Annotated in this window: 26 protein-coding genes; 9 read left to right on the forward strand and 17 right to left on the reverse strand. The window is 61.8% G+C overall.

What is annotated here, in order from left to right; translation table 11 throughout:
• Positions 1-50: 50 nt before the first annotated feature.
• Entirely contained in the window at positions 51-539 is a 489-nt protein-coding gene (locus tag Q0936_RS14165) for an MOSC domain-containing protein (protein WP_299294173.1), read from the reverse strand.
• Positions 536-1,831: an alpha/beta hydrolase gene (locus Q0936_RS14170; RefSeq protein WP_299294171.1), complete on the reverse strand. Its 1,296-nt coding sequence runs from the start codon at positions 1,829-1,831 to the stop codon at positions 536-538. The genes Q0936_RS14165 and Q0936_RS14170 overlap by 4 nt, the downstream gene beginning before the upstream one ends.
• A 160-nt stretch (positions 1,832-1,991) precedes the next feature.
• Between Q0936_RS14170 and ettA the strand changes: the two genes are divergently transcribed.
• The gene (gene ettA / locus Q0936_RS14175) at positions 1,992-3,647 is read left to right on the forward strand and encodes an energy-dependent translational throttle protein EttA (protein ID WP_299294169.1); all 1,656 of its coding nucleotides are present in this window, start codon (positions 1,992-1,994) and stop codon (positions 3,645-3,647) included.
• Between the two features lie 97 nt (positions 3,648-3,744).
• Here ettA and Q0936_RS14180 read toward each other — a convergent pair whose 3' ends face one another.
• The 8 genes from Q0936_RS14180 to Q0936_RS14215 form a co-directional block, all read right to left on the reverse strand.
• The gene (locus Q0936_RS14180; RefSeq protein WP_299294167.1) at positions 3,745-4,008 is read right to left on the reverse strand and encodes a hypothetical protein; all 264 of its coding nucleotides are present in this window, start codon (positions 4,006-4,008) and stop codon (positions 3,745-3,747) included.
• Positions 4,009-4,126: 118 nt separating this feature from the next.
• A complete protein-coding gene (locus Q0936_RS14185; RefSeq protein WP_299294165.1) occupies positions 4,127-5,116 on the reverse strand; it encodes an ABC transporter substrate-binding protein in 990 nt (329 codons plus the stop codon).
• A 34-nt stretch (positions 5,117-5,150) separates the two neighbouring features.
• The gene (locus Q0936_RS14190) at positions 5,151-5,996 is read right to left on the reverse strand and encodes an ABC transporter permease (RefSeq protein WP_299294163.1); all 846 of its coding nucleotides are present in this window, start codon (positions 5,994-5,996) and stop codon (positions 5,151-5,153) included.
• A complete protein-coding gene (locus tag Q0936_RS14195) occupies positions 5,996-6,868 on the reverse strand; it encodes an ABC transporter permease (protein WP_299143245.1) in 873 nt (290 codons plus the stop codon). The genes Q0936_RS14190 and Q0936_RS14195 overlap by 1 nt, the downstream gene beginning before the upstream one ends.
• 239 nt (positions 6,869-7,107) lie before the next feature.
• A complete protein-coding gene (locus Q0936_RS14200) occupies positions 7,108-7,923 on the reverse strand; it encodes an ABC transporter ATP-binding protein (protein WP_299294160.1) in 816 nt (271 codons plus the stop codon).
• Positions 7,923-9,383: a dihydropyrimidinase gene (hydA, locus tag Q0936_RS14205; protein ID WP_299294158.1), complete on the reverse strand. Its 1,461-nt coding sequence runs from the start codon at positions 9,381-9,383 to the stop codon at positions 7,923-7,925. Before hydA ends, Q0936_RS14200 begins: the two co-directional genes overlap by 1 nt.
• 57 nt (positions 9,384-9,440) lie before the next feature.
• The gene (locus Q0936_RS14210; protein WP_299143250.1) at positions 9,441-9,761 is read right to left on the reverse strand and encodes a hypothetical protein; all 321 of its coding nucleotides are present in this window, start codon (positions 9,759-9,761) and stop codon (positions 9,441-9,443) included.
• Entirely contained in the window at positions 9,758-11,008 is a 1,251-nt protein-coding gene (locus tag Q0936_RS14215; RefSeq protein WP_299294157.1) for a Zn-dependent hydrolase, read from the reverse strand. The genes Q0936_RS14210 and Q0936_RS14215 overlap by 4 nt, the downstream gene beginning before the upstream one ends.
• A 160-nt stretch (positions 11,009-11,168) precedes the next feature.
• On the opposite strand from Q0936_RS14215, the gene Q0936_RS14220 reads away from it, so the two are divergent.
• Both Q0936_RS14220 and Q0936_RS14225 read left to right on the forward strand, forming a co-directional pair.
• On the forward strand, positions 11,169-11,792 hold the full coding sequence (locus Q0936_RS14220; RefSeq protein ID WP_299143256.1) for a TetR family transcriptional regulator C-terminal domain-containing protein: 624 nt from the start codon (positions 11,169-11,171) through the stop codon (positions 11,790-11,792).
• A gap of 96 nt (positions 11,793-11,888) precedes the next feature.
• Positions 11,889-12,347: a hypothetical protein gene (locus Q0936_RS14225; protein ID WP_299294155.1), complete on the forward strand. Its 459-nt coding sequence runs from the start codon at positions 11,889-11,891 to the stop codon at positions 12,345-12,347.
• Between the two features lie 4 nt (positions 12,348-12,351).
• Here Q0936_RS14225 and preA read toward each other — a convergent pair whose 3' ends face one another.
• Together preA and Q0936_RS14235 are read right to left on the reverse strand one after the other, a co-directional pair.
• Positions 12,352-13,659, reverse strand: coding sequence for an NAD-dependent dihydropyrimidine dehydrogenase subunit PreA (gene preA / locus Q0936_RS14230; RefSeq protein WP_299294153.1), 1,308 nt, complete (start codon positions 13,657-13,659; stop codon positions 12,352-12,354).
• Between the two features lie 23 nt (positions 13,660-13,682).
• Positions 13,683-15,014, reverse strand: a complete 1,332-nt coding sequence (locus Q0936_RS14235) for an NAD(P)-dependent oxidoreductase (RefSeq protein WP_299294151.1) — start codon at positions 15,012-15,014, stop codon at positions 13,683-13,685.
• Between the two features lie 294 nt (positions 15,015-15,308).
• Here Q0936_RS14235 and Q0936_RS14240 point away from each other — a divergent pair, with 294 nt between their 5' ends.
• Complete coding sequence (locus tag Q0936_RS14240) at positions 15,309-15,515, forward strand: cold-shock protein (protein ID WP_039685727.1); 207 nt, start codon at positions 15,309-15,311, stop codon at positions 15,513-15,515.
• Between the two features lie 173 nt (positions 15,516-15,688).
• Here Q0936_RS14240 and Q0936_RS14245 read toward each other — a convergent pair whose 3' ends face one another.
• Positions 15,689-16,303: an SOS response-associated peptidase gene (locus tag Q0936_RS14245; RefSeq protein ID WP_299294149.1), complete on the reverse strand. Its 615-nt coding sequence runs from the start codon at positions 16,301-16,303 to the stop codon at positions 15,689-15,691.
• 2 nt (positions 16,304-16,305) lie between these two features.
• The gene (locus Q0936_RS14250) at positions 16,306-16,941 is read right to left on the reverse strand and encodes an arylesterase (protein WP_299294147.1); all 636 of its coding nucleotides are present in this window, start codon (positions 16,939-16,941) and stop codon (positions 16,306-16,308) included.
• Positions 16,942-17,015: 74 nt separating this feature from the next.
• Between Q0936_RS14250 and Q0936_RS14255 the strand changes: the two genes are divergently transcribed.
• The 4 genes from Q0936_RS14255 (at position 17,016) to Q0936_RS14270 (ending at position 21,719) form a co-directional block, all read left to right on the forward strand.
• Complete coding sequence (locus Q0936_RS14255; RefSeq protein WP_299294145.1) at positions 17,016-17,708, forward strand: ABC transporter ATP-binding protein; 693 nt, start codon at positions 17,016-17,018, stop codon at positions 17,706-17,708.
• On the forward strand, positions 17,705-20,233 hold the full coding sequence (locus Q0936_RS14260) for an FtsX-like permease family protein (RefSeq protein WP_299294143.1): 2,529 nt from the start codon (positions 17,705-17,707) through the stop codon (positions 20,231-20,233). The genes Q0936_RS14255 and Q0936_RS14260 overlap by 4 nt, the downstream gene beginning before the upstream one ends.
• Before the next feature lie 71 nt (positions 20,234-20,304).
• Entirely contained in the window at positions 20,305-21,174 is an 870-nt protein-coding gene (locus Q0936_RS14265) for an inositol monophosphatase (RefSeq protein ID WP_299294141.1), read from the forward strand.
• Positions 21,171-21,719, forward strand: a complete 549-nt coding sequence (locus tag Q0936_RS14270; protein WP_299294139.1) for a gamma-glutamylcyclotransferase family protein — start codon at positions 21,171-21,173, stop codon at positions 21,717-21,719. The genes Q0936_RS14265 and Q0936_RS14270 overlap by 4 nt, the downstream gene beginning before the upstream one ends.
• Here the strand turns inward: Q0936_RS14270 and Q0936_RS14275 are convergent.
• Both Q0936_RS14275 and gltX read right to left on the reverse strand, forming a co-directional pair.
• Positions 21,690-23,081 carry an MATE family efflux transporter gene (locus tag Q0936_RS14275; protein WP_299294137.1) on the reverse strand — a complete coding sequence of 464 codons (1,392 nt, stop codon included), beginning with the start codon at positions 23,079-23,081 and terminating at the stop codon, positions 21,690-21,692. The genes Q0936_RS14270 and Q0936_RS14275 overlap by 30 nt on opposite strands.
• 73 nt (positions 23,082-23,154) lie before the next feature.
• Positions 23,155-24,477, reverse strand: coding sequence for a glutamate--tRNA ligase (gltX, locus tag Q0936_RS14280; protein ID WP_299294135.1), 1,323 nt, complete (start codon positions 24,475-24,477; stop codon positions 23,155-23,157).
• A gap of 205 nt (positions 24,478-24,682) precedes the next feature.
• Here gltX and Q0936_RS14285 point away from each other — a divergent pair, with 205 nt between their 5' ends.
• Positions 24,683-25,612, forward strand: a complete 930-nt coding sequence (locus tag Q0936_RS14285; protein WP_299143301.1) for an MBL fold metallo-hydrolase — start codon at positions 24,683-24,685, stop codon at positions 25,610-25,612.
• A 53-nt stretch (positions 25,613-25,665) separates the two neighbouring features.
• Here Q0936_RS14285 and Q0936_RS14290 read toward each other — a convergent pair whose 3' ends face one another.
• A complete protein-coding gene (locus Q0936_RS14290) occupies positions 25,666-26,481 on the reverse strand; it encodes a prolyl oligopeptidase family serine peptidase (protein WP_299294133.1) in 816 nt (271 codons plus the stop codon).
• Positions 26,482-26,550 lie beyond the last annotated feature (69 nt).

A 26,550-nucleotide genomic window follows, 5' to 3' on the forward strand; every position in this document is an offset into this window, starting at 1 on the left:
CCGGCGCCCGATGCGCCCAGGCCAGACGGGACCGCAGCGCGCGTCGATTGTCAATCAAGTGGCCGGACCGCCGCACCCAGCGTCACTTCGCCGGGGGTCACCACTTCGGCACACCAACCGCCATGGCCTCGCATCGCGGCATAGCCGCCATAGCCCAGAAACCGCTCCATCAGACTGCACGGTGCGCAGATCGTGGTAAATTTGACGACTGCCGAACCGATCTCGATGGACCGCCCCTTGAGACCGGCAAGGTTGATGCCCCGCACAACGAGGTTGCGTCGAAACAGAGACGGATCAATGTGGTCACGGCCCAGATAGGATGCGATTGCGGGCAAATGCTCTGCCTGGATCAGGGTCACCGCACGTTTGCCCGCCCGCCCCCTGTCGCCGTCCAACCCGGACATCAACACCGACGCCCGGTCCAACACCGCGATGTCTGCGGCACGGGCGGGCCGCACGCCGATCCACTCGACGTGTCCCGGCTGCGCCCAGCGGGCGATCATGTCGTGCAGTGGCCGCACCTCGGTACGGTCTGTCATCGTTCGTCACGCGCCTGCGCGCGCCGTTCGATGATGTCGAGGTCGGGCAGACGGTCCAGCGGGTAGTTCGGGTGCAGCACCCACACCCCGCCCTCGTCCTGTTCCAGAGGTCGCAATGTGCCGCCGGGAAACGCGCGTGTCCGCAAGGCCAATACAACATCCGATAGCACCGCTGGGTTGTCCCTGAAATACGCGTGGCCAAACCCACCCCGCACGTTCTCTACCCTGATGAAATGCACCAGCGATTGCTTGCCCAGAATTTCCAGCTCTCCGGGTTGAAAGTCCGAATTCTTGAGCGCGCCCAAACGGGTCGAGCGGGTTAGGTAGGCGGACAAGCGCAAGGCCCCATCGTCGGGGTTGATATACAGGTTCACCTGTTCGAACGCCTCGGCGAACCGTTCGGCCTGCAGGCGTTGGCGTACGATGTCCACGTCCAGATCGGGGGCCGCCATGATCAAAGTCCCGGTCTTGAGCGCCAGTTTGGGATGCCGGTTGCCACCACGCGCCTCGATGATCAACTCGCGCAGCGCCGTTGTGGCGACATCGGTGCCCCGCGAATGGGCCACAATGTCGATCTGATCAACTTCGGGCATCTGCGCCAGCATGCGCAGAAACTCCTTGGCGTGGTGCACTGAAAACGTACCCGCATCCCGGTCGCGGAAATAGCCCAAGGGGCCAATCCCGTTGCCCGCTGGCCAGGTAAAGGAGATCGGGACGGATTCGCGCCCGGCAAAGTGCCAGATATTCGCCAGCGCTGTCAGGCTGTCGTCAAAGTCGTTGTTGAACCCATGCAAATAAACCAACACGGTGCTGTTGCCGGTGCGGGCAATCTCGGCCGCGACTTCGGCCTGAAACTTGCGCGCCTGCCCGTCGTAGATATCGCGGATATCCCTGCGGTGTCCCAAACGACCATCGCGTCGCTCAACGGGCAGCGGTGTGGATTCGAAGCGGACCAGTTCCGTCACCTCGGGCACCCAGAGGGTCGAGATATTATCATCAGAATCGGCACGCGTGCGGCGCAGCAACTCATCCCAATTCAGATCACGGCCAAACTTTACCGTGGCGGCACCAAATGCCATGGATTGCGACCGGTCCGATCCATACCTGTCCCCCTGGGGCGCGCGGTCTGTCATGTAGAAAATGCGCGGTTGAGCCGTGCGCAGCGATTGCGCCACGCGCGCTTCGGGATAGTTGGTGCCTGAACGATACAGGTTGGGCGGTGGCGCCAGACCGATCCCGGCGGCACATGCGCTCAACATCAGGCAGGTGGCAAACAGGACGAACCGCCTCATGTCGCACGCTTTCTTGGATGTGGTGGTGGTATCGCTAGCACAGGTTTGGCCGCATCGCCAAAGAGCTTTTGCACGCGGTGCCGTATGGGCGGTGTTGCGCATTGCCCTTTGGCGTTGGGGTGGCTAGATGATGCTGTCCTAGCCGCAACAGGAGTGTCCCATGGCCGCCTATCAATACGTCTATCATATGTCCGGTGTGTCCAAGACCTATCCGGGCGGCAAGAAGTGCTTTGAAAACATTCACCTGAACTTTCTGCCCGGCGTGAAAATCGGTGTGGTTGGTGTGAACGGCGCAGGTAAATCCACGCTGATGAAGATCATGGCCGGGATGGACAAGGATTTCTCGGGCGAGGCGTGGGTCGCGGAAGGGGCCAAGGTGGGATACCTGCCGCAGGAGCCGCAGCTGGACCCGGCCCTGTCGGTGCGCGAGAACGTGATGTTGGGCGTGGCCGAGAAGAAGGCCGTGCTGGACCGCTATAACGACCTGGCGATGAACTATTCCGACGAGACCGCGGACGAGATGGCCGCGTTGCAGGACCAGATCGACGCCGAAAACCTGTGGGATCTGGACAGCCAGATCGACGTGTCGATGGAGGCGCTGCGCTGTCCGCCGGATGATGCGGATGTGACGACCCTGTCGGGCGGTGAGGCGCGCCGTGTGGCACTGTGCAAGCTGCTGCTCGAGGCGCCCGAGATGCTGCTCTTGGACGAGCCGACCAACCACCTTGATGCCGAGACGATTGCCTGGCTGCAACAGCACCTGATCGACTACAAGGGCACGATCCTGATCGTCACCCACGACCGCTATTTCCTCGACGACATCACCGGCTGGATCCTCGAATTGGACCGCGGCAAGGGTGTGCCGTGGGAGGGCAACTATTCCTCTTGGCTGGAGCAGAAGGCCAAGCGGCTGGAGCAGGAAGCCCGCGAAGACAAGAGCCGCCAGAAGACGCTGGAGCGCGAATTGCAATGGATGCGGCAGGGTGCCAAGGCACGCCAGGCCAAGTCCAAGGCACGGATCAACGCCTATAACGAGCTGGCAGACCAGTCCGAGCGCGAAAAGCTGGCCTATGCCCAGATCGTCATCCCGAATGGTCAGCGGCTGGGATCAAAGGTGATCGACGTCGAAGGGCTATCCAAGGCCATGGGCGACAAGCTGCTGGTTGAGGGGCTCGATTTCTCCCTACCGCCCGGCGGAATTGTCGGCGTGATCGGCCCCAACGGCGCGGGCAAGTCCACGCTTTTCAAGATGCTGACCGGGCAGGAAACGCCCGATGCCGGCACGGTCGAGATCGGGGACACGGTGCAATTGTCCTATGTCGATCAGTCACGCGATGACCTGAACGCGGAGGACAACGTCTGGCAGGCAATCTCGGGTGGTGCGGAACTGATCCAGCTGGGCGATGCCGAGGTGAACAGCCGCGCCTATTGCTCGTCGTTCAACTTCAAGGGCGGCGATCAGCAAAAGAAGGTTGGCCTGCTGTCAGGCGGTGAGCGCAACCGCGTGCACATGGCCCGCCTGCTGAAATCAGGCGGCAACGTGCTACTGCTTGACGAGCCGACCAACGACCTGGACGTGGAGACGCTGCGCGCGCTGGAAGACGCATTGGTGGATTTTGCCGGGTGTGCTGTGGTGATCAGCCACGACCGTTTCTTCCTCGACCGGATCTGCACGCATATCCTGGCCTTTGAAGGGGATGCACATGTGGAGTGGTTCGAGGGGAACTTCGAGGACTACGAAGAGGACAAGAAGCGACGGTTGGGGCCAGACGCGCTGGAGCCGAAGCGGTTGAAGCACAAGAAGTTTGTGCGGTGACACGGCCTTAGGCCAGCCAACAAGTTCGTGTGATGCTTACAGGGTAGGGTGCGCAGTTTCGCGCTCCCTAAATAACTCTGACCAAAAGTGCTTTGGACTACAGCAAAACCCACCACACCAGAAACGGCGGCACAGCGCACCCGAATGCGATCATGAAGAGTTTCGCGGCATGGCTTGTCTTGGCAAACAAGCCGTCGCCCAGCGCACCTTCGCCGTAGTTCATGGCGCCGCCGATCACGACATATCCCTGACGCTCCGTCTCGCGGCGGGACGCGGCAAGCGACTGCATCGCGGCTTGGTACACGGCATCCTGGCGGGTCTGTTCGTCCAGATCGGGCTGCAAATCTTCCATACGTGTCATGTGGTGCGCTCCTGTGTCAGCGTCAAGAAATGGAGCGGCGCGTGGCAAAGTCCAGCCCAACAGGCACAAAAAAGGCCAGCCCGAAGGCCGGCCTTTTCCAATTTCCGGAAATGCGGGCTTAGTTCAACGCCTTGTCCGTGATCGCATGCGTCCAGGCCCCTTCAGGTGCCTTGGAAATCACCGGGTCCGACCCACCGGACAGCAACGATGCCACCGTGCGTTCGTAGTCGGCGGGATCCAGCGATCCGTTCGACCCTGCGGTCAGCTTGGCAATCTCGCCCATCATCCGCTTTTGGTGCTTTTCGGTCTGTGCGCCAGAGGCGTCATTGTCCAACACAATCTCTGCCGCTTCATCCGGATTTTCCTCGGCGTATTTCCAGCCTTTCATCGAGGCACGTACGAACCGCACCATCTTGTCTTCGAATTCCGGGTCGGCGAGGTTTTCCTCGAGCGCATAGAGGCCGTCCTCGAGCGTGGCGACGCCCTGGTCCTCATATTTGAACACCTGCAATTCCTCGGGCGTGAGGCCTGCATCGATGATCTGCCAGTATTCGTTGTAGGTCATCGTCGACACGCAGGCCGCTTGGTTTTGCAGGATCGGATCCACGTTGAACCCTTGTTTCAGCACGGTCACACCCGCATCAGAGCCATCTGTTGGGATCCCCAGCTGGCTCATCCACGACAGGAACGGGAACTCGTTGCCAAAGAACCAGACGCCCAGCGTCTTGCCGGGGAAGTCGTCCGTGCTGGTCACACCCGCATCCTTGCGGCAGGTCAGCATCATGCCCGAAGATTTGAACGGTTGCGCGATGTTGACCATCGAAAGGCCCTTTTCCCGTGCGGCCAGGGCTGCAGGCATCCATTCGACGGTCACATCCGCGCCGCCCCCGGCCAGAACCTGCGTGGGTGCGATGTCGGGGCCACCGGGCTTGATGGTGACGTTCAGGTCTTCTTCCTCATAGAACCCCTTGTCGAGCGCCACGTAGTAGCCTGCAAATTGCGCCTGCGTGACCCACTTGAGTTGCAGCGTGACATCGTCTGCGGCTTGCGCAGCCATGGCCGACAGCCCGAGTGCTGCGCTGGCGGCGAAGGCGGTAATGATTTTCATGTGTACTCTCCTTGTTGATGGTAAAGTCGGGCCTCTAGGATCGGGCCCGTTGGGATGGATGCCAGAATGTCACGGCCCGCTCGATCAGGGCAACACCGCCATAAGCGGCCGACCCCACGAGGGCAGCGACGACAATTTCGGCCCAGACAAGGTCCAGCGCAAGCTGCCCCACCGAGACCGAGATGCGAAAGCCCATGCCACGGATGGGCGAGCCGAAAAATTCGGCAACAATTGCGCCGATCAGGGCCAGCGTGGTCGCGATCTTAAGCCCGTTGAAGATGAACGGCATCGCCATGGGCAGCCGCAGTTTCAAGAGCGTCGTGGCCGAGGACGCCGCATAGGTGCGCATCAAGTCGCGCTGCATGGCACTGGCGGCCTGCAACCCTTCGACCGTGTTCACGAGCACCGGGAAGAACACCATGACCACAACCACGGCGGCCTTGGACTGCCAGTCGAACCCGAACCACATCACCAGGATCGGCGCCATGCCGACAATGGGCAGTGCGGCCACGAAGTTGCCCACCGGCATGAGCCCGCGGCGCAGGAAATCCGACCGGTCGATGGCAATCGCGGTCAACACGGCACTGCCGCACCCGATGATATAGCCAGTCAACGCGCCCTTGATGACCGTCTGCACAAAATCCTCCCACAGGATCGAGGTGGACGCAGCAAAGGTCTTGGCGATCACCGACGGGGCGGGCAACAGAACCGCCGAGACGTCAAAGCCGCGCACGACCCCTTCCCAGATCGCGATGATCGTCAAACCAAAAAGGACAGGCATCGCCAGTCGCACGGCCCGTGAGGGCACAAGCCGGGCCAACCGGACGTTCAACGCCCAGCCCACAATCCACGCACCCAGGGCAAAAAGGATCCATCCCATCACGCCATCCCCATCCGCGACAGGGTCACCCGCTGAATGACACCGATGATGGCGACCAGAACGGCCGCTAAAGCCGCCGCCATGATCAGAGCCGACCAGATCTGGATCGTCTGGCCGTAATAGCTGCCCGCGAGCAGACGCGCACCAAGACCCGCTACCGCACCCGTCGGCAACTCACCGACAATGGCCCCCACAAGGCTCGCCGCCATGCCGACCTTGAGCGACGCAAAGAGGTAAGGCATCGAGGCCGGCAGCCGCAGCCGCCAAAACGTCTGGGACGCACTCGCGTTCCATGTGCGCATCTGGTCCAGCTGCATCACTTCCGGACTGCGCAGCCCTTTGACCATACCGACCACAACCGGAAAGAACGACAGATACATCGAGATCATTGCCTTGGGCAGCAAGCCGGAAATCCCGACCGCATTCAGAACAACGATGATCATCGGTGCCAATGCAAGGATCGGTATCGTCTGACTGGTGATCACCCAAGGCATGACCGACCGATCCATGACTGTGTTGTAAACGATGCCCACCGCCAACAGGATCCCAAGCCCGGTGCCCAAGGCAAAGCCCAAAAGCGTCGCACTCAACGTGATCCAGGAATGGTAAATCAATGATCGCTTGGAGAAAGCGCGCCCTTTGGCCACCATCGCCCCGGTGGTCTTCCATATCTCTGCCCCAACCTGATGCGGGGCGGGCAGCCGCGGCTTCTCCTGGGCCCAGGTGTCGGCCACCAACGCGCTTGTGCTCAACGTGACATCGGCGCGCTTGGCCTTGTCATAGGCCCAAGCCGCGTTCAGCCAGATCGCGGCCGCGTACCACAGGGCAAAGATCACCCCTACCACGGTCAACACTGGCACTATGCTACGCATGGCAGCGCCCTCCGCAGGCTTCATTGTTCCACAAATATGCAAAACCCTGCGCCAGCAACCAGCCGGGCTTTTTGCATATTTTAAGAACAATGAAAGGATTACGTGCAGAATTGGCCCCACGGTACAGGCAGGCATGCCGATGACCGTGAACGATGAAGCGGGTGGCCGCGCCTTCACCCAAACAGCGGTTCGGTGGCAGGGTCCGGGCGAATGTCCGGCCCTGCGCCGGTGATGTAACCCTAGACATGCGCATGCCCTGCCCGCAGCCCTTCTCGCACGCGGTGCGCCACTTCCAGAAAGGCCGGGCTTTCGCGAATGTCGAGCGGGCGTTCCTTGGGCAGCGGGCTTTCGATGACGTCTGTGATCCGACCCGGACGGGGTGACATGACAACAATCTTCGTGCTGAGGTACACCGCTTCGGGGATCGAGTGGGTCACAAAGGCGATGGTCTTTTCCGTGCGCGCCCATAGATGCAGCAGCTGTTCGTTCAGGTGATCCCTGACAATTTCGTCCAACGCGCCAAAGGGTTCGTCCATGAGCAGGATATCCGCGTCAAAAGCCAGCGCCCGAGCGATCGACGCACGTTGCTGCATGCCACCGGACAACTGCCAAGGAAACTTCTTCTCAAACCCCGAAAGCTCGACCAGCTCCAGAACACGGGCCACACGCTCCGCCTGCTCGGCCTTGTTGTAGCCCATGATCTCCAGCGGCAGCGAAATGTTGCGCCCAATGGTACGCCATGGGTAAAGCCCTGCGGCCTGAAACACATAACCATACGCCCGCGCCATACGCGCCTGCTCTGGCGTCACCCCATTCACGACAATCGACCCACCTGTCGGCTGCTCCAGATCAGCCATGCAACGCAGAAAGGTCGTCTTGCCACAGCCCGAAGGGCCAATGAAGGACACAAAGTCCCCCTTCTCAATGTCCAGCGACACGCCCTTGAGCGCATGGACCGGACCATCATTGGTCTGGAAGGTCAGGTCTAGATTCTGCGCCGAAACAACCGGTGCTGTGGATGCGACCGCGGCCGCAACCGTAGTGCCATGTGCCATCAAATCCCCGCCGGAATATTCAAAGGATCACGCTCGATCATCTTGGGTGCGGTCAACGCCTTCCACTTGCTCAGCGCCTGAGACGCCGACGAAAACGCGGGGCGCGGTACGAACTTGCCCCGCCCAGGCGAAGGCTGTGAATTCTGCCCCCAGGCCCAGATCACTTCACCACGGCTGAGGGTATAGCGCGACTGCGCCTTCACCTCGAACCCTTCGAACACGTTGTAATCCAACACCGAATGATGGTTCGCAGGCGAAATCGTCTTGGTGATCTTGGGATCCCACACGACGATGTCGGCATCCGCCCCTTCGACTATCGCGCCTTTCTTGGGGTAGATGTTCAGGATCTTCGCCACATTGGTCGAGGTTGCAGCGACAAACTCGTTGGGTGTCAGCCGCCCCGTCTCCACCCCTTCGGTCCAGAGCACGGCAAGGCGTTCCTCCAGCCCGTTTGACCCGTTGGGGATGATGCGGAAATCGTCACGGCCTGCGCGCTTCTGTTCTGTGTTGAAGGCTGCGTGATCCGTGGCCACCACCTGCAACGATCCGGACTGCAAGCCAGCCCAAAGCGAGTCCTGATGGTCTTTGGATCGGAAGGGCGGCGACATCACGCGCCGTGCCGCATAGTCCCAATCGGTGTCGAAATACACGCTCTCATCCAGCGTCAGGAACTGGATCAGCGGCTCGCCGTAGACGCGCATGCCCTTCTGACGGGCGCGCCGGATGGCCTCATGCGCCTGCTCGCAGGACACATGCACAATGTACAAAGGCACACCCGCCGCATCTGCAATGGTGATAGCGCGGTTTGCCGCCTCACCTTCAAACTCGGGCGGACGGCTATACGCATGCCCCTCAGGTCCCGTAATCCCCTGGTCGAAATACTTCTGCTGCATCTCGGCCACCAGATCGCCGTTCTCGGCATGGACCATGGGCAGCGCACCCAACTCGGCGCAGCGCTTGAACGACGCGAACATCTCGTCATCCTCGATCATCAGCGCGCCCTTGTAGGCCATGAAATGCTTGAAGGAATTGACGCCCATATCGACGGCATCCTTCATCTCGTTGAACACATCCTCGTTCCAGCCGGTGATCGCCATGTGATAGCCGACATCCGAACAGATCTGCGGCGCCGACTTGCGGTGCCACTCGTTGATCGCGTTCTTGATCGACCCATCCGCACCGGGCAGGCAGAAATCCACGATCATCGTGGTGCCGCCCACCGCGGCGGCCCAGGTGCCGGACTCAAACGTCTCGGCGGCTGTTGTGCCCATGAACGGCATCTCGAGATGGGTGTGCGGATCGATCCCGCCCGGAATGACATAGGCCCCCTCGGCGTCGATGTATTCATCGCCCACCAGGTCTTCGCCGATGGCCTTGATCACTTCGCCTTCGATCAGCACGTCCGCTTTCCACGTCCGATCGGCGGTGCACACCATGCCACCCTTGATCACTTTGCTCATCTCAATCCTCCTTCATCTTGCCAGATAAACTCCGGGGTCCGGGGCAGAGCCCCGGTGTCACACGCTTGCAAAACACCCCAGAGCTGGCCCATGCACCCCAATGTCGAGGGGTCCGAAATCGCTCTCTGCGCAGAGCGAGAAATATCCCGCCCGCGGCAAGTATACCACGCGGTATGCGCCGTCGCTGCGCGTGACAGTCCAGCATCGTTGCGTGATGCCGCCGCTAAAGTTCACTGTGGTTTCAAACGGTTGGATCAGCGCATCCTCGAAGGCGCGCACGGTCGCGCGCTCGGCGGCGCTGGTCCGTGGCGCATCCAGCGCCTCAGCTGCGACCAGATCCGCAATACGGTCCGCCAGGCTCAAGTCGGGGTCAATCACGCGACAATCTCCGCCGTTTCGACCACTGCATGCATCAGCACATCCGCCCCGGCTGCGGCCCACTCTTTGGAAATCTCTTCCGCCTCATTGTGGCTCAGCCCATCGACGCAAGGGCACATCACCATCGCCGTCGGGGCCACCTGGTTGATCCAGCACGCATCGTGACCGGCGCCCGAGATGATGTTCTGGTGGCTGTATCCCAGCCGTTCTGCCGCTGACCGCACCGCGCTGACGCAGCCGTCGTCAAAGGCCACGGGGTCAAAGCCGCCAACCTTTTCAAAGGCAATTGTCAGCCCCATGTCGTCGGCGATCTTCTGGCCCTCGACGCGCAGGCGCGCCTCCATATCCTCGACCACGCTGAGGTCCGGCGAGCGGAAATCGACCGTGAACACGACCTTGCCGGGGATCACGTTGCGCGAGTTTGGATAGACGTCGATATGGCCCGCAGCGCCCACAGCATGGGGCGCGTGGGACCACGCAATCTCATCGACTTTCTCAAGCACCCGCGCCATGCCCAGTCCGGCATTCTTGCGCATGGGCATCGGCGTCGATCCGGTGTGGCTGTCCTTGCCCTCAATCGTCACCTGCGTCCACGACAAGCCCTGCCCGTGCGTGACCACGCCAATATCCTTGCCCTCAGCCTCCAGGATCGGGCCCTGTTCGATATGCAGCTCAAAGAACGCATGCATCTTGCGCGCGCCCACGTCCTCATCACCGCGCCAGCCGATGCGCGTCAGCTCATCACCAAATTTCTTCCCATCCGCGTCGACCCGGTCATAAGCCCAGTCTTGCGTATGGATGCCCGCAAACACGCCCGAAGACAGCATCGCGGGCGCGTAGCGCGTGCCTTCCTCGTTGGTGAAGTTTGTCACCACGATGGGGTGTTTCGTCTTTACGTCCAGATCGTTGAGCGTGCGGATGATCTCAAGCCCGCCCAAAACCCCCAGCACGCCGTCATATTTTCCACCCGTAGGCTGTGTGTCGAGGTGGCTGCCCACATAGACGGGCAGCGCATCGGGATCGGTGCCAGGACGCTGCGCAAACATGTTGCCCATCTGGTCCAATCCCATGGTGCAACCCGCCGCCTCGCACCACGACTGGAATAGAGCGCGGCCTTCTGCGTCTTCGTCGGTCAGTGTCTGGCGGTTGTTGCCGCCTGCCACGCCGGGGCCGATCTTGGCCATCTCCATCAGACTATCCCACAGCCGCTCACCATTGATCCGAAGGTTTTCGCCCGGTGCCGCCATGTGATGTCCCCTTGTTGCCGATGGTCGATTGCTTTTTGACCAATTGGTAAAGCCACGATTGCCAGCCAGCTCTTTTCTGTCAAGAACTGCTTTGATGTGAATTGCCCAACAGGGGTGCATTTGCCTAGTGTTGCAGCATCCTACCAGAACAGGACCACTGATGGCCGCCGGGACCGACAAAAAACCAAGCCGCATCCAGATGCGCAACCGCAGCCTGATCCTGGATGCGGCGCTGGACGTGTTCTCGGTTCACGGGTTTCGCGGTGCCACTCTGGATCAGATCGCCGAAGCGGCGGGGCTGTCGAAACCGAATATCCTCTACTACTTTTCCGGCAAAGAAGAGATCCACGTCACGCTGTTGAGCCAGTTGATGGAAACGTGGCTGGACCCGCTGGTCGAGATGGACGCAGACGGTGATCCGATGACCGAACTGCTGGCCTATGTACAGCGCAAGCTGGACATGTCCCGTGAATTGCCGCGCGAAAGCCGGTTGTTCGCCGGTGAAATATTGCAAGGCGCGCCCCGCATGCGGCCACATCTGGAGTCGGACCTAAAGCCCCTGTTCGACGAGAAATGCGCCGTCATCCAGCGGTGGATCGAAGTTGGCAAACTGGCACCCGTCAATCCGCAACACCTCGTATTTTCGATTTGGGCGACCACGCAACACTATGCTGACTTTGCGGCGCAGATCGGTGTTTTGCTGGAAACGGACGAACCCGCACCGATGGCGGATGCGTTCCTGCGCGACCTCTTTACCAAGCTTCTGGCGCCAACGATTCCTTAACCTTCATAAACGAAACCCACCCGATTTAACCTTTCGTTCATGCGGTGAGGGCAATTTGTCTGTGGGTGAGCGGGCGTAAAGTTAAGTGAGTGAGCAATGAATATTCTACCAATCCTCGGGGCAGGTGCCACACCTGCGTCGCAACCAAACGTGTCAGAGCAACCGACCGAAACCGAGCAATCCAATCCACAGCCCGCGGCGGCGGAAACCGAAGACACCGCGCCACCGGCACCCGCATCTCAGGCGGCAGAGACGGCGACACAGACAACAACGCGTCCCTCAGATCCGCAAAACGAACCGGATAAAGTCGCAGCATTCGCCACATCTGATCGTGGGTCCGCCGTGCAATCTGCCGTCGAATCCGCATTGCTGGAAGCGCCAGAAACCTCCGAGGACCAAGCCCGCCGCTTTGCCGAAGCAGCGCAAAGCCGCCAGCGGCTCGAACAACTGATTGAAGCGGTCAACACGCCGGTGCAATCACCCACGACCTTGTCCGCAGCAACGGCTAATCAAGCCGCCGCCGGACCGACTGAAACGGATGGCGTTCCGGTCTAGCGTGTCACTCGGCGGCTTTGACCGCTGCCGGATTGTTGGGGTGCGTGGTCCAGTTGGCATAGTCCGCTGCGACCTCGCGCCCTGTCCGCGGATCGGTCAGGCCCGGCTCCATCGCTTCCATCGTAATGCAGTTTTCCACCGGACAGACGTTGACGCACAAATTGCATGCCACACATTCCGCGTCGATCACTTCGAACACGCGGTCTGCCGACATTGAAATGGCCTGGTGCGACGTGTCTTCGCACGCGGCATAGCACCGCCCGCAAGAGATGCACGACTCCTGATCTATTTTGGCTTTGCTGACATAGTTCAGGTTCAGATATTGCCAGTCGGTCACGTTCGGCACGGCGGCACCGGAAAAGTCCGCGATGCTGCTGTGTCCCTTTTCGTCCATCCAGTCAGACAGACCGCTGATCATCTCTTGGACGATCTTGAAGCCATAGGTCATCGCCGCCGTGCAGACCTGTACGTTGCCGCACCCCAGCGTGATGAACTCTGCCGCATCGCGCCAGGTTGTGACCCCGCCGATGCCCGAAATGGGCAGGCCACGTGTGTCCGCCCCGCGCGCGATTTCCGACACCATCGACATCGCGATGGGTTTCACTGCTGGACCGCAATAGCCGCCATGCGACCCCTTGCCGTCAATGGACGGCTCGGGCGACATCGTATCCAGGTTCACGGACGTGATCGAATTGATCGTATTGATCAGGCTGACAGCATCCGCACCACCCGCCTTGGCCGCTGCGGCAGGTTTGCGAATATCGGTGATGTTGGGCGTCAGTTTCACGATGACTGGCTTGGAATAGTACTGCTTGCACCACCGCGTCACCATTTCAATGTATTCAGGCACCTGCCCCACGGCAGCACCCATCCCACGCTCTGACATCCCATGTGGACAGCCAAAGTTCAGCTCGATCCCATCCGCGCCAGTGTCCTCGACCAGCGGCAGAATGGCTTTCCACGCTTCTTCCTCACAGGGCACCATGATGGACACGACCACCGCCCGGTCGGGATAGTCGGCCTTGACCCGCTTGATCTCTTCGAGGTTGGTGTACAGGTCGCGGTCGGTGATCAATTCGATGTTGTTCAGACCCAGCAACCGCCGGTCCGCCCCATAGATCGCGCCATAACGCGGCCCGTTCACATTGACGACGGGCGGCCCTTCGGACCCCAGGGTCTTCCAGACGACACCGCCCCACCCCGCCTCGAACGCGCGGCGGACATTGTATTCCTTGTCCGTGGGTGGCGCGGATGCCAGCCAGAACGGATTGGGGGATTTGATCCCGACGAAATCGCTTTGCAAATTTGCCATTACATCCTCCGTAGGGTGCGCATTTACTGCGCAGCGCCCGTCAGGGCTTCGTGAATATCCATCGCCGCATCGCGGCCCTCGGCCACAGCAGTTACCGTCAGGTCGTCGCCGCCCGTGGCACAATCGCCACCGGCCCAGACACCGTCAACCGACGTGCGGCCCGCGCCAGTGACCGCGATCTTGCCCCGTTCCAGGGCCGGCAATCCGTCCCCTTCAAGCGTTTGGCCAATCGCGCGCAGCACCTGATCCGCAGCAACACGCACCGTTTGCCCGGTGCCCGACATCTCGTCGTTGACGTATTCAAACTCGATTTCGCGGACCGACCCGTTGCCATGCACGGCCTTGGGCACAACATGAGTCATGATCCGCACACCCTTTGATGACGCCAGATCCTGCTCAAACACGCTGGCGTTCATCCGGTCGCGCCCGCGCCGATAGGCCAGCGTCACATTCAGCGCACCCAACAGCTTGGACTGCACCGCAGCGTCCACCGCTGTCATGCCGCCGCCAATCACCACCACATCGCGTCCAACTGGCAATGCCGTCAAATCCCCTGCCTGACGCAGGTCAGCGATGAAATCCACCGCGTCCAGAACACCAGCCTTGTCGCCGCCTTCGACGCCCAGGGCGTTCACACCGCCCAGCCCCATGCCCAGGAACACCGCATCATACTGCGCCGACAACTGCTCCAGTGTCACATCGGTGCCCAAAGCGGTGTCATGGGTCAACGTGATACCCCCAACCTGCATCAGCCAATCCACTTCAGCCTGTGCGAACCCTTCGGGCGTTTTGTATGCCGCAATGCCATATTCATTCAGCCCACCGGGTTTCGGCTGCGCATCAAACACAGTCACATCATGCCCCAAAACCGCCAACCGGTGCGCACAGGACAGGCCCGCCGGTCCCGCTCCCACCACGGCCACCGTTTTACCAGTGACCGCAGCGCGGGAGAACGGATGAATGCCCTGACCCTGCAAATGGTCGGTGGCATAGCGTTGCAATTGCCCAATCAGCACGGGTTTGCCCTCGGCAACCTCGCGGACGCAAACCTCTTCGCAGAGCGTCTCGGTGGGACAGACACGGGCGCACATACCCCCCATGATGTTCTGGCTCAGGATGGTCTTGGCCGCCGCATCAGGTGTGCCTGTCGCAATCTGGCGAATGAAAAGCGGGATATCGATGTCAGTGGGACAGGCCGTCACACAGGGCGCATCATGGCAAAAATAGCACCGATCCGCCGCCACAAGCGCCTCATGCGCGTCCAGTGCGGGATGCAGGTCAGAAAAATTTTCACGCAGTGCCGCATCGTCCAAACGGCCCGCCGTCACGCCCGGTGAGAAAGGAGATTGCGTCATATCCGCTCCGTTGCATCTATCATTACGTAAACAAACGCTTTCACAGCTCATTATTTTTATCAACTGGTAAAAAATGTTCGCATACGCAAAATCAGCCACGCTGCCCAAAGAAGCAGCAACCTGCCGCAATCGTCCATAGGTTGTCGAATGACTTGCAAAACAGCCAACTTGCGCCATATGTGACCATGCTACCTCATCTATCGACCTACTGCTCCTATCGGCTCAGTCATTCGATCTTTTGACAACGCCACGCTGCCGCATAGTGCGGGCAGGTTTATTTCAGGAGTAACGACGATGGCCAACGGCACCGTCAAATGGTTCAACACCACCAAAGGCTACGGCTTCATTGCACCCGAATCGGGCGGCAAGGACGTATTCGTGCACATTTCTGCAGTCGAGCGTTCGGGCCTCACCGGTCTGGCCGACAACCAGAAAGTCACCTTTGACCTCGAAGCAGGCCGTGATGGCCGCGAGAGCGCGGTGAACATCGCACTCGCCTAACGGCTTTGCGATGACATGGTTTTGGGCGGCGCACGGGTTCGGGCGCCGCTTTTATTTTGTCCGATGATGATCGGACGAGCGCACCACCCGTCCCAGATGTCTCCGGGGGGAGTCGCGCCAGCGACGGGGCGCAGCCCCTGAAACATCGCGTCGCGCACCGCGCGGCCTTTGGATCACGGCCCGTCCCAGTTCACGCCGTGGGCTTTTTCGATGTGCAACCTTCCGTCAGGCCACGGCACCATCAGCGCCTTGGCGGCCTCCAGATCCGCACCCATCCAAACCGCGATATCCGATTGCTCCAGCAACACACCCATGCGGTGATGGATCGGGGCGACATCACCATTGGGCGCACATGTCACCGCCGCCACCTGCGGCACCTCCAACCCACCCGGCGCTGTCCAGACGTCCGTGATCGCGGCAAAATACAACACGCCGCCGCCCTTGGGGCCAATCCGCCACGCCGTCTTTTTGCGCGTTTCGCCCGTCCACTCGTACCATCCGTTGACCGGGATCACCGCACGCCCCACCCCATCAAAGGCGCTCTTGTCAAACACAGTTTCCGAGCGTGCATTGATGATCTGCTCCATCACCGGACGCCCGCGCGCATTCACGCGCCCAACCGGGACGATGCCCCAACGCATGCGTAGCAACCCGCCATCAAACACCACAATCTCTTGGCCCGGAGCGATGTTCTCGCGCGCTGGCTCGTTGGACACGACACCCGGCGCGACTCCTAGTGCGTCGGCCAACGCCGCCACAGGATCGGTCAGAAAGAACCGGCCCGGCATACCTATTGAACCCGCACAATCAACGCCTGGACGCTGGGTCCGATCCCGCCCACGATCCGCGTCACACCATCTGCGTTGGGATGTACCCCATCCGCCTGCATGAACGCCTGCACTTCCGCAGGATCAATGCCCACGCCGCCCAAACCCGCGAAAAAGCTGTCGAGATACAGCGCGCCATAGGCCTCTGCGATCTCGGGGTACATGGCGTCAAACGCGGCCTTGTAGTCCGGGCCATAATTGCCCGGCGCCTGCATGCCGATCACAAGCACTGCAACCCCCGCCGCCTCTGCGGCCTGGACAATGCCCTCAAGGTTTGCGCGGCTGACCTCTGGGCTGATCCCCCGCAAGAGGTCATTGCCACCCAGTGTCACGATCAAGGCATCCACATCCGGCGTCAGCGTCCAGCCCACACGCGACAGCCCGCCCTGTGTCGTGTCACCGGACACACCGGCATTGATAACCGTCACGTCCTCGCCCTGCGCCCGCAACCAGCCTTCAAGCTGCGGCACAAACCCCTGTTCAACGGGTAATCCGTACCCTTGGGTCAAACTGTCACCCAACGCCGCAATGGTAACCCGGTCAGCCCAAGCAAAACCGGACCATAAAATCAGGACAATCGCGCCCATTACCTTGCCCATGTTGATCTGATCTCCATATGACCACGTAAGCGTCGCATAGCGACGTGTCCTAGTGACAATAAAGGCGATGCTTCATGTCCGATCCAGTCCTGTCCCTCAAAAATGCGGCGCTGAGCCTGGATGGCAATGCCGGGCGGGTCGATATCCTGCACGGCGTGACGCTGGACGTGGCGCGCGGTGAGACGGTCGGACTGGTCGGGCCCTCCGGGTCGGGCAAGTCATCGCTGCTGATGGTGATGGGCGGGCTCGAACGCGCAACTGGTGGTCAAATCACCGCCCTGGGCCAGGACCTGACGGCCATGAACGAGGACGCGCTGGCCCGTTTTCGGCGCGCACACATGGGCGTTGTGTTCCAGTCCTTTCACCTGATCCCGACGATGACCGCACTCGAAAATGTCGCCACGCCGCTCGAGTTGTCCGGCGCGCGCGATGCCTTTGACCGGGCCTCCGCAGAACTGGAAGCGGTTGGGCTGGGCCACAGATCCGGGCACTACCCCAGCCAGATGTCCGGCGGTGAACAACAACGCGTTGCACTGGCACGCGCGTCCGTCACCCGCCCCGACATCCTGTTGGCCGACGAACCCACCGGCAATCTGGACGGCACCAACGGGGCCGCGATCATGGACCTGCTCTTTGGCTTGCGGGACCGTCACGGGGCGACCCTTGTTCTGGTCACGCACGCCCCGGACCTGGCCGCACGATGCGACCGGGTGATCCGCCTTGCCGATGGCAATATCGCACCCGACAACCGGGCCGCCGCCGAATGAGCCTGCGCACCTCTGCCCGTTTCGCCCGCCGCGAGTTGCGCGGAGGCCTGCGCGGCTTTCGCATCTTTCTGGCCTGTCTGGCCCTTGGTGTTGCGGCCATCGCCGCTGTGGGTTCAGTCCGCTCAGCCATTGAGGCGGGGCTGCAACGCGAGGGCGCGGCCCTACTGGGCGGCGACGCCGAACTCGACTTTACCTACCGCTTTGCCACACCCGAAGAACGCGCGTGGATGGAAGGCATCGCGGACGGTCTGTCAGAGATTGCCGATTTCCGCTCCATGGCCGTGGTTGACCGCAACGGTCAGGCCGAGCGTGGCCTGACCCAGATCAAGGCCGTCGACACCGCCTATCCGCTCGTCGGAGACGTCGCATTGACGCCGGATATGCCGTTGGCCACCGCTCTGGCAGGCAACGGCGACCTGCCCGGTGCCGTGATGGAACGTGCGCTGATCGACCGGCTGGGCCTCAACCTTGGTGACACGTTTCGCCTCGGCACACAGGACTTTGTACTGTCCGCGACACTCGCGCGGGAACCCGACAGCGCCGCGGGTGGCTTTGGCCTAGGCCCTCGCACCATTGTCTATCGCGATAGTCTGGCAAATGCGCAACTGCTGGCCCCCGGTACGCTCTACAACTCGAAATACCGGCTGGATTTGCCGGATGGCACCGACCTCGCGGCGCTCGAAACCGAGGCTCGTCAGCAATTTGAAAACAGCGGCATGCGCTGGACGGATGCGCGCAATGGTGCCCCCGGCGTGGCCGAATTTGTCAACCGGCTGGGTGCTTTTCTCGTTCTGGTCGGGCTGTCCGGCCTCGCAGTGGGCGGGGTGGGCGTATCCGCCGCTGTCCGCGCCTATCTTGCTGACAAAACAAGCGTGATTGCGACCCTGCGCACTTTGGGCGCAGAGCGGCGCACCATTTTCCAGACGTATTTCCTGCAAATCGGCGCTTTGTCAGTGCTGGGGATTGCCATTGGGTTGGCCTTGGGGGCCGTGGTGCCAGTGTTGCTCGCCCCATTGATCGAAGCGCGACTGCCCATTCCGGCCCAATTCGCGATCTTTCCCGCCCCCTTGGCAGAGGCGGCAGTCTACGGGGTCCTGACTGCGTTTGTATTCACCCTGTGGCCACTGGCCCGCGCCGAGGACGTGCGCGCTGCTACTCTGTTCCGCGACGCGCTGGACAAGGCACGCCTGCTGCCCGCACCGCGCTACCTCTTCTGGATTGGCCTTGGGTTGGCCGCGTTGATCGGCACAGCGGGGCTGTTTTCCGGCACATGGCGCCTGACACTCTGGACCGCGGGCGGCATCGCCTTTGCGCTTGGGCTGCTGGCACTGGCGGCGACGCTGGTGCGTTGGGTGTCACGCCTGTCCGCGCCGCGCGCACGCGGACGCCCGGCCCTGCGTTGGGCGTTGGGTGCCATTTCCGGTACGCGTGAAGGTGCGGCATCCGTAGTCCTGTCGCTGGGTCTGGGCCTGTCCGTGCTGGCCGCCGTGGGCCAGATCGACGGCAACCTGCGCAACGCGATTTCGGGCAACCTGCCTGACGTCGCCCCCAGCTATTTCTTTGTCGACATCCAACGCGACCAAATGCCCGGCTATATCGAGCGACTGGAAAACGACCCCGCCGTCAGCCGGATCGACAGCGCGCCGATGCTGCGCGGCATCCTCACCCAGATCAACGGCAAACCCGCCCGCGAGGTGGCAGGCGACCATTGGGTGATCTCGGGGGACCGTGGCATCACCTATTCGGCTACGCCGTCTGAAAACACCCGCATCACCGCTGGTGAATGGTGGCCCGAAGACTACACCGGATCGCCACAGATCAGTTTCGCCGCCGAAGAAGCCGAAGAGATGGGCCTGTCGTTGGGCGACACCCTCACCCTCAACATCCTCGGGCGCGACATCACCGGCACCATCACATCATTCCGCGAGGTTGACTTTTCGACGGCGGGCATCGGCTTTATACTATCAATGAACCCCGCCGCGCTGCAGGGCGCGCCGCACACGTTCATTTCCACCGTCTACGCCGAGGAAACCGCCGAAGCGCAGATCCTGCGCGACCTTGCAAACGCCTATCCGAACATCACCGCGATCCGTGTCCGCGACGCCATCGACCGGGTCAGCGACGTACTGGCCGGACTGGCCGCCGCCACATCCTATGGTGCCGCGGCCACGCTGCTGACCGGGTTCCTGGTGTTGATCGGGGCCGCTGCTGCCGGAACGCAGGCCCGCACCTACGAGGCTGCGGTCCTCAAGACCCTGGGCGCCACCCGCCGCCGTATCCTCCTCAGCTTTGCCACCCGTGCTGCCCTTTTGGGCCTCAGCGCAGGCGCAGTAGCGCTGGCCGCCGGGATTGCAGGCGGCTGGGCTGTCAGCCGGTTCGTCATGGATACGGATTTCACGGTGATCTGGCCTTCTGCACTGGCCATTGTCATCGGCGGCGTGTTTGCAACGCTCCTGGCGGGCCTCGCCTTTGCCTGGGGTCCATTGGCGGCGCGGCCCGCCCAGGTCCTGCGGGGGCGCGAATAAGCCGCGTTGCGGCCATCGCCCCGCCGTGCCACACCCGGTCCAAGCACCCGGAATCAAGGATAGACACCCCCATGACTGACCAGTTGCCCATGCCCGTGACGGCCCCATTGTCGCCCGCTCAGAAGTCCCAACTTCTGAACCTGGTGCGACGCGCCGCCAAGGCCGAAATCATGCCACGCTTTCGCCAACTGGATGCCGGTGACATCGATCAAAAGAAAGACGAAAACGATCTGGTGACACAGGCCGACATCGCCGCCGAGGCGATGATCACCCGTGGCTTGCAGATGGCCTTTCCTCACGCGCTTGTCGTCGGAGAAGAAGCGGTAGCGACCAATCCCGACTTGCTGAACGGGATCGGCGAGGCAGAGCTGTGCTTTATCATCGACCCGGTCGACGGCACCTGGAATTTTGCCAAGGGCATGCCGCTCTTTGGGACGATGGTGTCTGTGTGCCGGTTCGGGCAGCCGGTGCTGGGCCTGATCTATGATCCCGTGGGCGATGATGTGATCCTGGCCGACAACACGTCGCCCGCGATCTGGCAAACCCGGTCCGGGCGGCAAAAACCGATCCACACCGGCGCCACAAAACCGCTGGACCAGTTGGCAGGGTATTTGCACATCCGTCTGATGCCGCCAGAGGACCGCGCGCTGATGTGGACCAAAGTGGGTGCCATTGCCTTTGCCGGTGCGCTGCGGTGTTCGGCACATGAATACCGGCTGCTTGCCACCGGGGCCGTCGACTTTGTCCTGTCGGGCCACCTCAACAGTTGGGATCACGCCGCAGGCGCGCTGATCTGCCAACAGGCCGGCGGCAAAGTCGCGATGCTGGACGGGACCCCCTATGACGCAACGGTGTCGACCGGTTACCTGCTCAGCGCCTCAACTCCCGAAGTCTGGGACACGCTGGCCACCCACTTTGCCGATCTGATGTCCGATACATGACGCCTTGGTTCTTTGGCTACGGCAGCCTGGTCAATCGCGCGACACAGGACTACCCCTCGGCCCAAACGGCGACTCTGCACAACTGGCGGCGCGTGTGGGTGCGGACGGAACTGCGTGACGTTGTGTTCCTGTCGATCCACCCTGCACCCGGTCATCAGATCGACGGGCTGATCGCGGCAGTTCCTGATGCGGACTGGGCCGCATTGGACCTGCGGGAAACCGGCTATCAACGCATCGACGCGACGGCCTCTGTGACGCACAAATCCGACGCCACGACCATCGCCGCCTATCAAGTCCCGACGGGCGCGCAGCGCACGGGTGGTGATCACCACATCCTGCTCAGCTATCTCGACGTGGTTGTGCAGGGGTTCCTGCAGGAATTTGGCCCCGACGGCGCGCGCGCCTTCTTTGAGACCACGGATGGTTGGGACACGCCCGTACGCAATGACCGCGCAGCACCTCTCTATCCGCGCGCCCAATGCCTGACCACAGAGGAAATGGCCGTGACCGACGCGCTACTTGCGCAGGTTCAACAGCGACAATAGGCGACCCTCGCGGGCAAAACTGTCGCGGGCAGACGCGGTACCACCTTCGGCAATGACACGCCGCGCCAGCACCCACGCCAGACCACCAAACAGCACGCCCGCCAAGGATTGCCCAATCAGGACGCCCGGCGCCCCAAACAAATGCGCGCCCAGCCACACCAGCGGTATCATCGCCACGGTGTTGCGCCCCCAGTTCATCCAGGTGGAATAAAACGGATGGCCAAGGTTGTTGAACGCCGCATTGGACACGAACAACACGCCGTTGAAAAAGAACAGCAAGGCCAGCGGGCCGCAAAACAGAAACACAAGATCTCGCGTGATACCTGTCGCATCAAACAATTGCGCAATCACGCCCCGCAGGCCGAACAGTACGCAAGCGATCAAGACAATGACAGCCGCGGCAAAGATCAGCGCCGCATTGAACCCCCGCCGCACCCGATCGCTCTGACCTGCACCAAAGTTCTGGCCAAGGATCGGGCCAACTGCCCCCGACAGGGCAAAGATCACGGCAAAGGACACCGGCATCAATCGGCCCACAATGGCCATGCCCGCCACCGCCTCGAGCCCGTATTGCGCCATCGACCGCGTAACAATCGCCTGTCCAACCGGTGTGGCAAGCTGGGTCAGAATGGCGGGAAACCCAATGGTGACAAGCGGGCGGAAATCGCGGGCCATGCCGCTCATGTCGGGGCGCGGCAGGCTCCCGTGATGCCGTACAATCGGCACCAAGGCGGTCACACCAATGACCACCCGCGCCGCAACCGATGCCAACGCTGCACCGGTCAGATCAAGGCCCAGACCAAAGATCAGGATGGGATCAAGCACGGCGTTCACGCCGCCACCATAGATCGTCGCCATCATCGCGCGCCGCGCATCCCCATGCGCCCGCAGAATACCGCCGCCCATCATCCCGACCACCAGAAACGGCAGCGACGGGACAATGATCCGCAGGTAGGTCTGCGCCAACGCCGCTGTCTCGCCTTCGGCACCGATCCAGCGCACAAAGACCGGCACATTCAGCCACACAAACAACGCAACAACAGACCCCAGTGCGACACCGTAGATCAAGCCATGACTGCTGCGCGCACGCGCCGCGTCAACATCACCCGCCCCCAATGATCGCGCGACCAGCGCACCCACGGCAATGGCCATGCCGATGGAAAAGGACGTGGTGAAAAACAGGATCGATCCGGCATAGCCCACCGCCGCCGCCAATTCGGCCTTGCCCAGCATCGAGATGAAAACCATGTCGATGAAATCGACAAGAAACACAGCCATGATGCCCACGCTCGACGTGAGCGACATAACCGTCACATGCCGCATGAGCGATCCGCTCAGGAACTTGGCCTGCGCCTCAGCCACGCGGGGTCACCGCGGTCGGGTGGGTCAAACACTGCCCAACGGGCCGATCTGCCATCTGCCCCCCTTGCGTGCCTCAGCGCGCCTTGACCACTTGCAACAACGGCATCAACGCGGCCATGTCCGGCCCATGCGCCTGCCCCGTCAGGGCCTTGCGCAACGGCATGAACAGGCCCCGGCCCTTGCGGCCCGTCGCGTCCTTGACCGCCGCCGTCCACGCACCCCATGTACCGCCGTCAAACGGCGCATCCGGCAACAGCGCCATGGCCTCGGCCACAAAGTCGCGGTCCTCGTCCTCGATCACAGGGTCGGCACCGTCGCGGCACAGGTCCCACCAACCCTGCAAATCGTGCAGTGTCTCGATGTTCTCGCGGGTCACGGTCCAGAACGGTTCGGCCAACGCATCAGGCACGCCCAGTTCTGCAATCTGATCCGCAACCGCCGACAGCGGCAGGCCTTGCAGATACCGCCCCGTCAACGGGAACAGATCGGCCTCGTCAAATTTGGTCGGCGCGGAACCAAAACGCCCGATATCAAAACCGTCGATCAGCTCGGCCATATCCGAGCGCAGCTCAACCGGGTCAGAGGACCCAAGCCGTGCCATCAGCGACAACAGCGCCATCGGCTCGACCCCGCGTTCGCGCAGGTCGCGCAGCGCCAGCGTCCCCAGCCGTTTGGACAGCGCCTCACCCTGCGGTCCAGTCAGCAGAGAATGGTGCGCAAAGCGTGGCGCTGTGCCGCCCAACGCCTCGATAATCTGAATTTGTGTGGCCGTGTTGGTCACGTGATCCGAACCACGCACCACATCCGTCACGCCCATTTCGGTGTCATCCACAACCGACGCAATCGTATAGAGAACCTGACCATCCTGGCGGATCAGAACGGGGTCAGACACGCTGGCCGCATCAATGCTGATGTCACCCAGAATACCGTCCGCCCACTCAATCCGCGCATGGTCCAGCTTGAACCGCCAGACGCCTTGGCCACGCTCGGCCCGCAACGCTGCGCGCTCATCGTCACTCAGCGCCAGCGCGGCACGGTCATAGACCGGCGGCTTGCCCATGTTCAGCTGCTTTTTGCGCTTGAGGTCCAGCTCGACCGGCGTCTCAAACGCCTCATAGAACCGACCGGCGTCGCGAAGGGCATCCGCCGCAGCCGCATAACGGTCAAGCCGCTCGGACTGGCGTTCCACCCGGTCCCAATGCAGGCCCAGCCATTCCAAATCCCGCTTGATTGCGTCGACGTATTCTTCCTTCGACCGCTCGGGGTCGGTGTCATCAATCCGCAGGATGAACGTCCCCCCCGCTTTGCGCGCAATGAGATAGTTCATCAGCGCAGTGCGCAGGTTGCCAACATGGATGTAACCAGTGGGCGACGGGGCGAAACGGGTGGTGGTCATAATGCTCTCCGGGCTCTCACGCCTGCCTTGTCACAGGGGCGGCACCTTGTCCAGTTTTTGCCCAACCCGCGCGGCTGCAACGCGCTCACCGGGCGGCGCAAAAGTTTGAACCCGATCACCTTCGCAGGATGATTTTTTTGTGATCCCGCGTGACATTCAAACTGGGATACTACCTTGAGTGTATCTGACAGGAAGGATCACACCCATGTCCCAATCTCCCAAATTTTCCCGCCGTTCCGCGTTGATGGCCGCAGCCGCTTTGCCCTTGGCGGCAGCCGGCGCCAAAACCGCGCGCGCAGGCGCACCCATGCTCGGCGTTGCGCAATCCAACTTTCGCCGGGTCAAGGTCGGCAATTTCGAGGTCACAACACTGCTCGCAGGGACCCGTGCCGTCGAAAATCCGCACGGCATCTTTGGCCTGAATGTCGATGATGACACGTTCAACAGCGTCTCCGCCGACGCGGGTCTGTCCACCGACGCGGCCCAGTTCTTCTTTACGCCCACACTGGTGAACAACGGCTCGGAACTGGTGCTGTTTGACACCGGCCTGCAAGGCGCGGCCACAGTCGCGGCGATCGAGGCCGCGGGCTACACCGCCGATCAGGTCGACAAGGTTGTGATCACGCACATGCACGGCGACCACATCGGCGGCCTGTCCACCGATGGCACGCCCACTTTCGCCAATGCGGCCTATATGACTGGCTCGGCTGAATTTGACGCATGGGCCAAGGCCGACAACGAAAACTTCGAGGGCAAGGTACGCCCGCTCGCCGAACAGATGACCATGCTGGATGATGGCGGTGCGGCCGCGTCGGGCATCACGGCAATGGCCGCCTTTGGGCACACACCCGGCCACATGACCTACATGGTTGAGGATGGCGGCACCCAACTGGTGATCGGCGCGGATTTTGCCAACCACTATGTGTGGTCTCTGGCCCACCCCGATTGGGAAGTCCGCTTTGACATGGACAAGGCCGCAGCAGCCGCGACGCGCAAACGCCTGCTGGATATGATGGCGGCGGACAAGACGGCGTTCATCGGCTACCACATGCCGTGGCCCGGTATTGGCTATGTCGAGACAAACGGCGAGGGCGGTTACCGCTATGTCGCGCACAGCTATCAATTGATGCTGTGAACAGATGCGCGGCGGGACATCCCCGCCGCTCCTTCTAAGCCGTCGAGGCGGGTTCAGACCTGCCCGGCGGCGACCATCCGGTCCCACGCATAGCTGAGAAAACTGCGCCGGAACGAATGCCCACCCTCAAAGGTGCAGAACTCGAGGATGTCGCCCTGCGGGTTGCTCTGACGGGCGCAGGACAAATCGCCCGCGTTCGCCGTGCTCTGCGGCGCAAAGGCGCCGTGGCTCTGGTACATGTCCAGCACCTGCATCACGTCACCTTGTTTGGTCTGTGCGATCCTGCGTCCCGCCAGCGGAACTGTGCTGTCCTGGGTGCCGTGAATATGTACGACGCTCGCAGGCGTTTCGCATGTCTCGGGTGGGCCTTGCCAGAACGTACCGGCCACCGGCGCAAACCCGGCAAACAGATCAGGACGATGGCAGGCCAATTCCCACGTCACCATCCCCCCGGCGGAAAAGCCGGACATCATGATCCTGTCCGGATCTATGGCGAACCGGTCCGTCGCATCCGCGATCACCGCGTCGAAATAGGCCATTTCCTCGGTGCCCGTGCTGTCGACATTGCTGGGCACACCGGGGATGTTCCAATCCGGACCGGCGGATTTCACCGCTATCAGGGCCAGCCCCATGTCCGACACCATGCGGCGCAGGTTCATGTTGCGCATCGTGCCACGCGCGGTCCCGCGATATCCGTGGGCAAACACAATCGCCCCCACAGGCTGCGCCGCATCGGCACCGTCTGGCATTGCAATGCGGTAGAAACGGTCGCCGATGGTGCAATCCGTATCCGGCCCACAGGCCATGGCGGGTGCAGCTCCAAAGCTGGCACAAAACAGAAGGGCAGTGGCGAACATGCGTGACGTCATGATGGTCCTCGGGCTTGGTTGTGTCGACGCGACAATGCCCGCGAAACCCCGCACAACAAGTCACAAACC

Source organism: uncultured Tateyamaria sp., assembly GCF_947488715.1.
Lineage (GTDB): Bacteria > Pseudomonadota > Alphaproteobacteria > Rhodobacterales > Rhodobacteraceae > Tateyamaria.

Bases quoted from the DNA above. Each gene is read 5' to 3' on its own strand.
- Q0936_RS14165 (WP_299294173.1), bottom strand. From the start codon at position 539: ATGACAGACCGTACCGAGGTGCGGCCACTGCACGACATGATCGCCCGC.
- Q0936_RS14170 (WP_299294171.1), bottom strand. From the start codon at position 1,831: ATGAGGCGGTTCGTCCTGTTTGCCACCTGCCTGATGTTGAGCGCATGT.
- ettA (WP_299294169.1), top strand. From the start codon at position 1,992: ATGGCCGCCTATCAATACGTCTATCATATGTCCGGTGTGTCCAAGACC.
- Q0936_RS14180 (WP_299294167.1), bottom strand. From the start codon at position 4,008: ATGACACGTATGGAAGATTTGCAGCCCGATCTGGACGAACAGACCCGC.
- Q0936_RS14185 (WP_299294165.1), bottom strand. From the start codon at position 5,116: ATGAAAATCATTACCGCCTTCGCCGCCAGCGCAGCACTCGGGCTGTCG.
- Q0936_RS14190 (WP_299294163.1), bottom strand. From the start codon at position 5,996: ATGGGATGGATCCTTTTTGCCCTGGGTGCGTGGATTGTGGGCTGGGCG.
- Q0936_RS14195 (WP_299143245.1), bottom strand. From the start codon at position 6,868: ATGCGTAGCATAGTGCCAGTGTTGACCGTGGTAGGGGTGATCTTTGCC.
- Q0936_RS14200 (WP_299294160.1), bottom strand. From the start codon at position 7,923: ATGGCACATGGCACTACGGTTGCGGCCGCGGTCGCATCCACAGCACCG.
- hydA (WP_299294158.1), bottom strand. From the start codon at position 9,383: ATGAGCAAAGTGATCAAGGGTGGCATGGTGTGCACCGCCGATCGGACG.
- Q0936_RS14215 (WP_299294157.1), bottom strand. From the start codon at position 11,008: ATGGCGGCACCGGGCGAAAACCTTCGGATCAATGGTGAGCGGCTGTGG.
- Q0936_RS14220 (WP_299143256.1), top strand. From the start codon at position 11,169: ATGGCCGCCGGGACCGACAAAAAACCAAGCCGCATCCAGATGCGCAAC.
- Q0936_RS14225 (WP_299294155.1), top strand. From the start codon at position 11,889: ATGAATATTCTACCAATCCTCGGGGCAGGTGCCACACCTGCGTCGCAA.
- preA (WP_299294153.1), bottom strand. From the start codon at position 13,659: ATGGCAAATTTGCAAAGCGATTTCGTCGGGATCAAATCCCCCAATCCG.
- Q0936_RS14235 (WP_299294151.1), bottom strand. From the start codon at position 15,014: ATGACGCAATCTCCTTTCTCACCGGGCGTGACGGCGGGCCGTTTGGAC.
- Q0936_RS14240 (WP_039685727.1), top strand. From the start codon at position 15,309: ATGGCCAACGGCACCGTCAAATGGTTCAACACCACCAAAGGCTACGGC.
- Q0936_RS14245 (WP_299294149.1), bottom strand. From the start codon at position 16,303: ATGCCGGGCCGGTTCTTTCTGACCGATCCTGTGGCGGCGTTGGCCGAC.
- Q0936_RS14250 (WP_299294147.1), bottom strand. From the start codon at position 16,941: ATGGGCAAGGTAATGGGCGCGATTGTCCTGATTTTATGGTCCGGTTTT.
- Q0936_RS14255 (WP_299294145.1), top strand. From the start codon at position 17,016: ATGTCCGATCCAGTCCTGTCCCTCAAAAATGCGGCGCTGAGCCTGGAT.
- Q0936_RS14260 (WP_299294143.1), top strand. From the start codon at position 17,705: ATGAGCCTGCGCACCTCTGCCCGTTTCGCCCGCCGCGAGTTGCGCGGA.
- Q0936_RS14265 (WP_299294141.1), top strand. From the start codon at position 20,305: ATGACTGACCAGTTGCCCATGCCCGTGACGGCCCCATTGTCGCCCGCT.
- Q0936_RS14270 (WP_299294139.1), top strand. From the start codon at position 21,171: ATGACGCCTTGGTTCTTTGGCTACGGCAGCCTGGTCAATCGCGCGACA.
- gltX (WP_299294135.1), bottom strand. From the start codon at position 24,477: ATGACCACCACCCGTTTCGCCCCGTCGCCCACTGGTTACATCCATGTT.
- Q0936_RS14285 (WP_299143301.1), top strand. From the start codon at position 24,683: ATGTCCCAATCTCCCAAATTTTCCCGCCGTTCCGCGTTGATGGCCGCA.
- Q0936_RS14290 (WP_299294133.1), bottom strand. From the start codon at position 26,481: ATGACGTCACGCATGTTCGCCACTGCCCTTCTGTTTTGTGCCAGCTTT.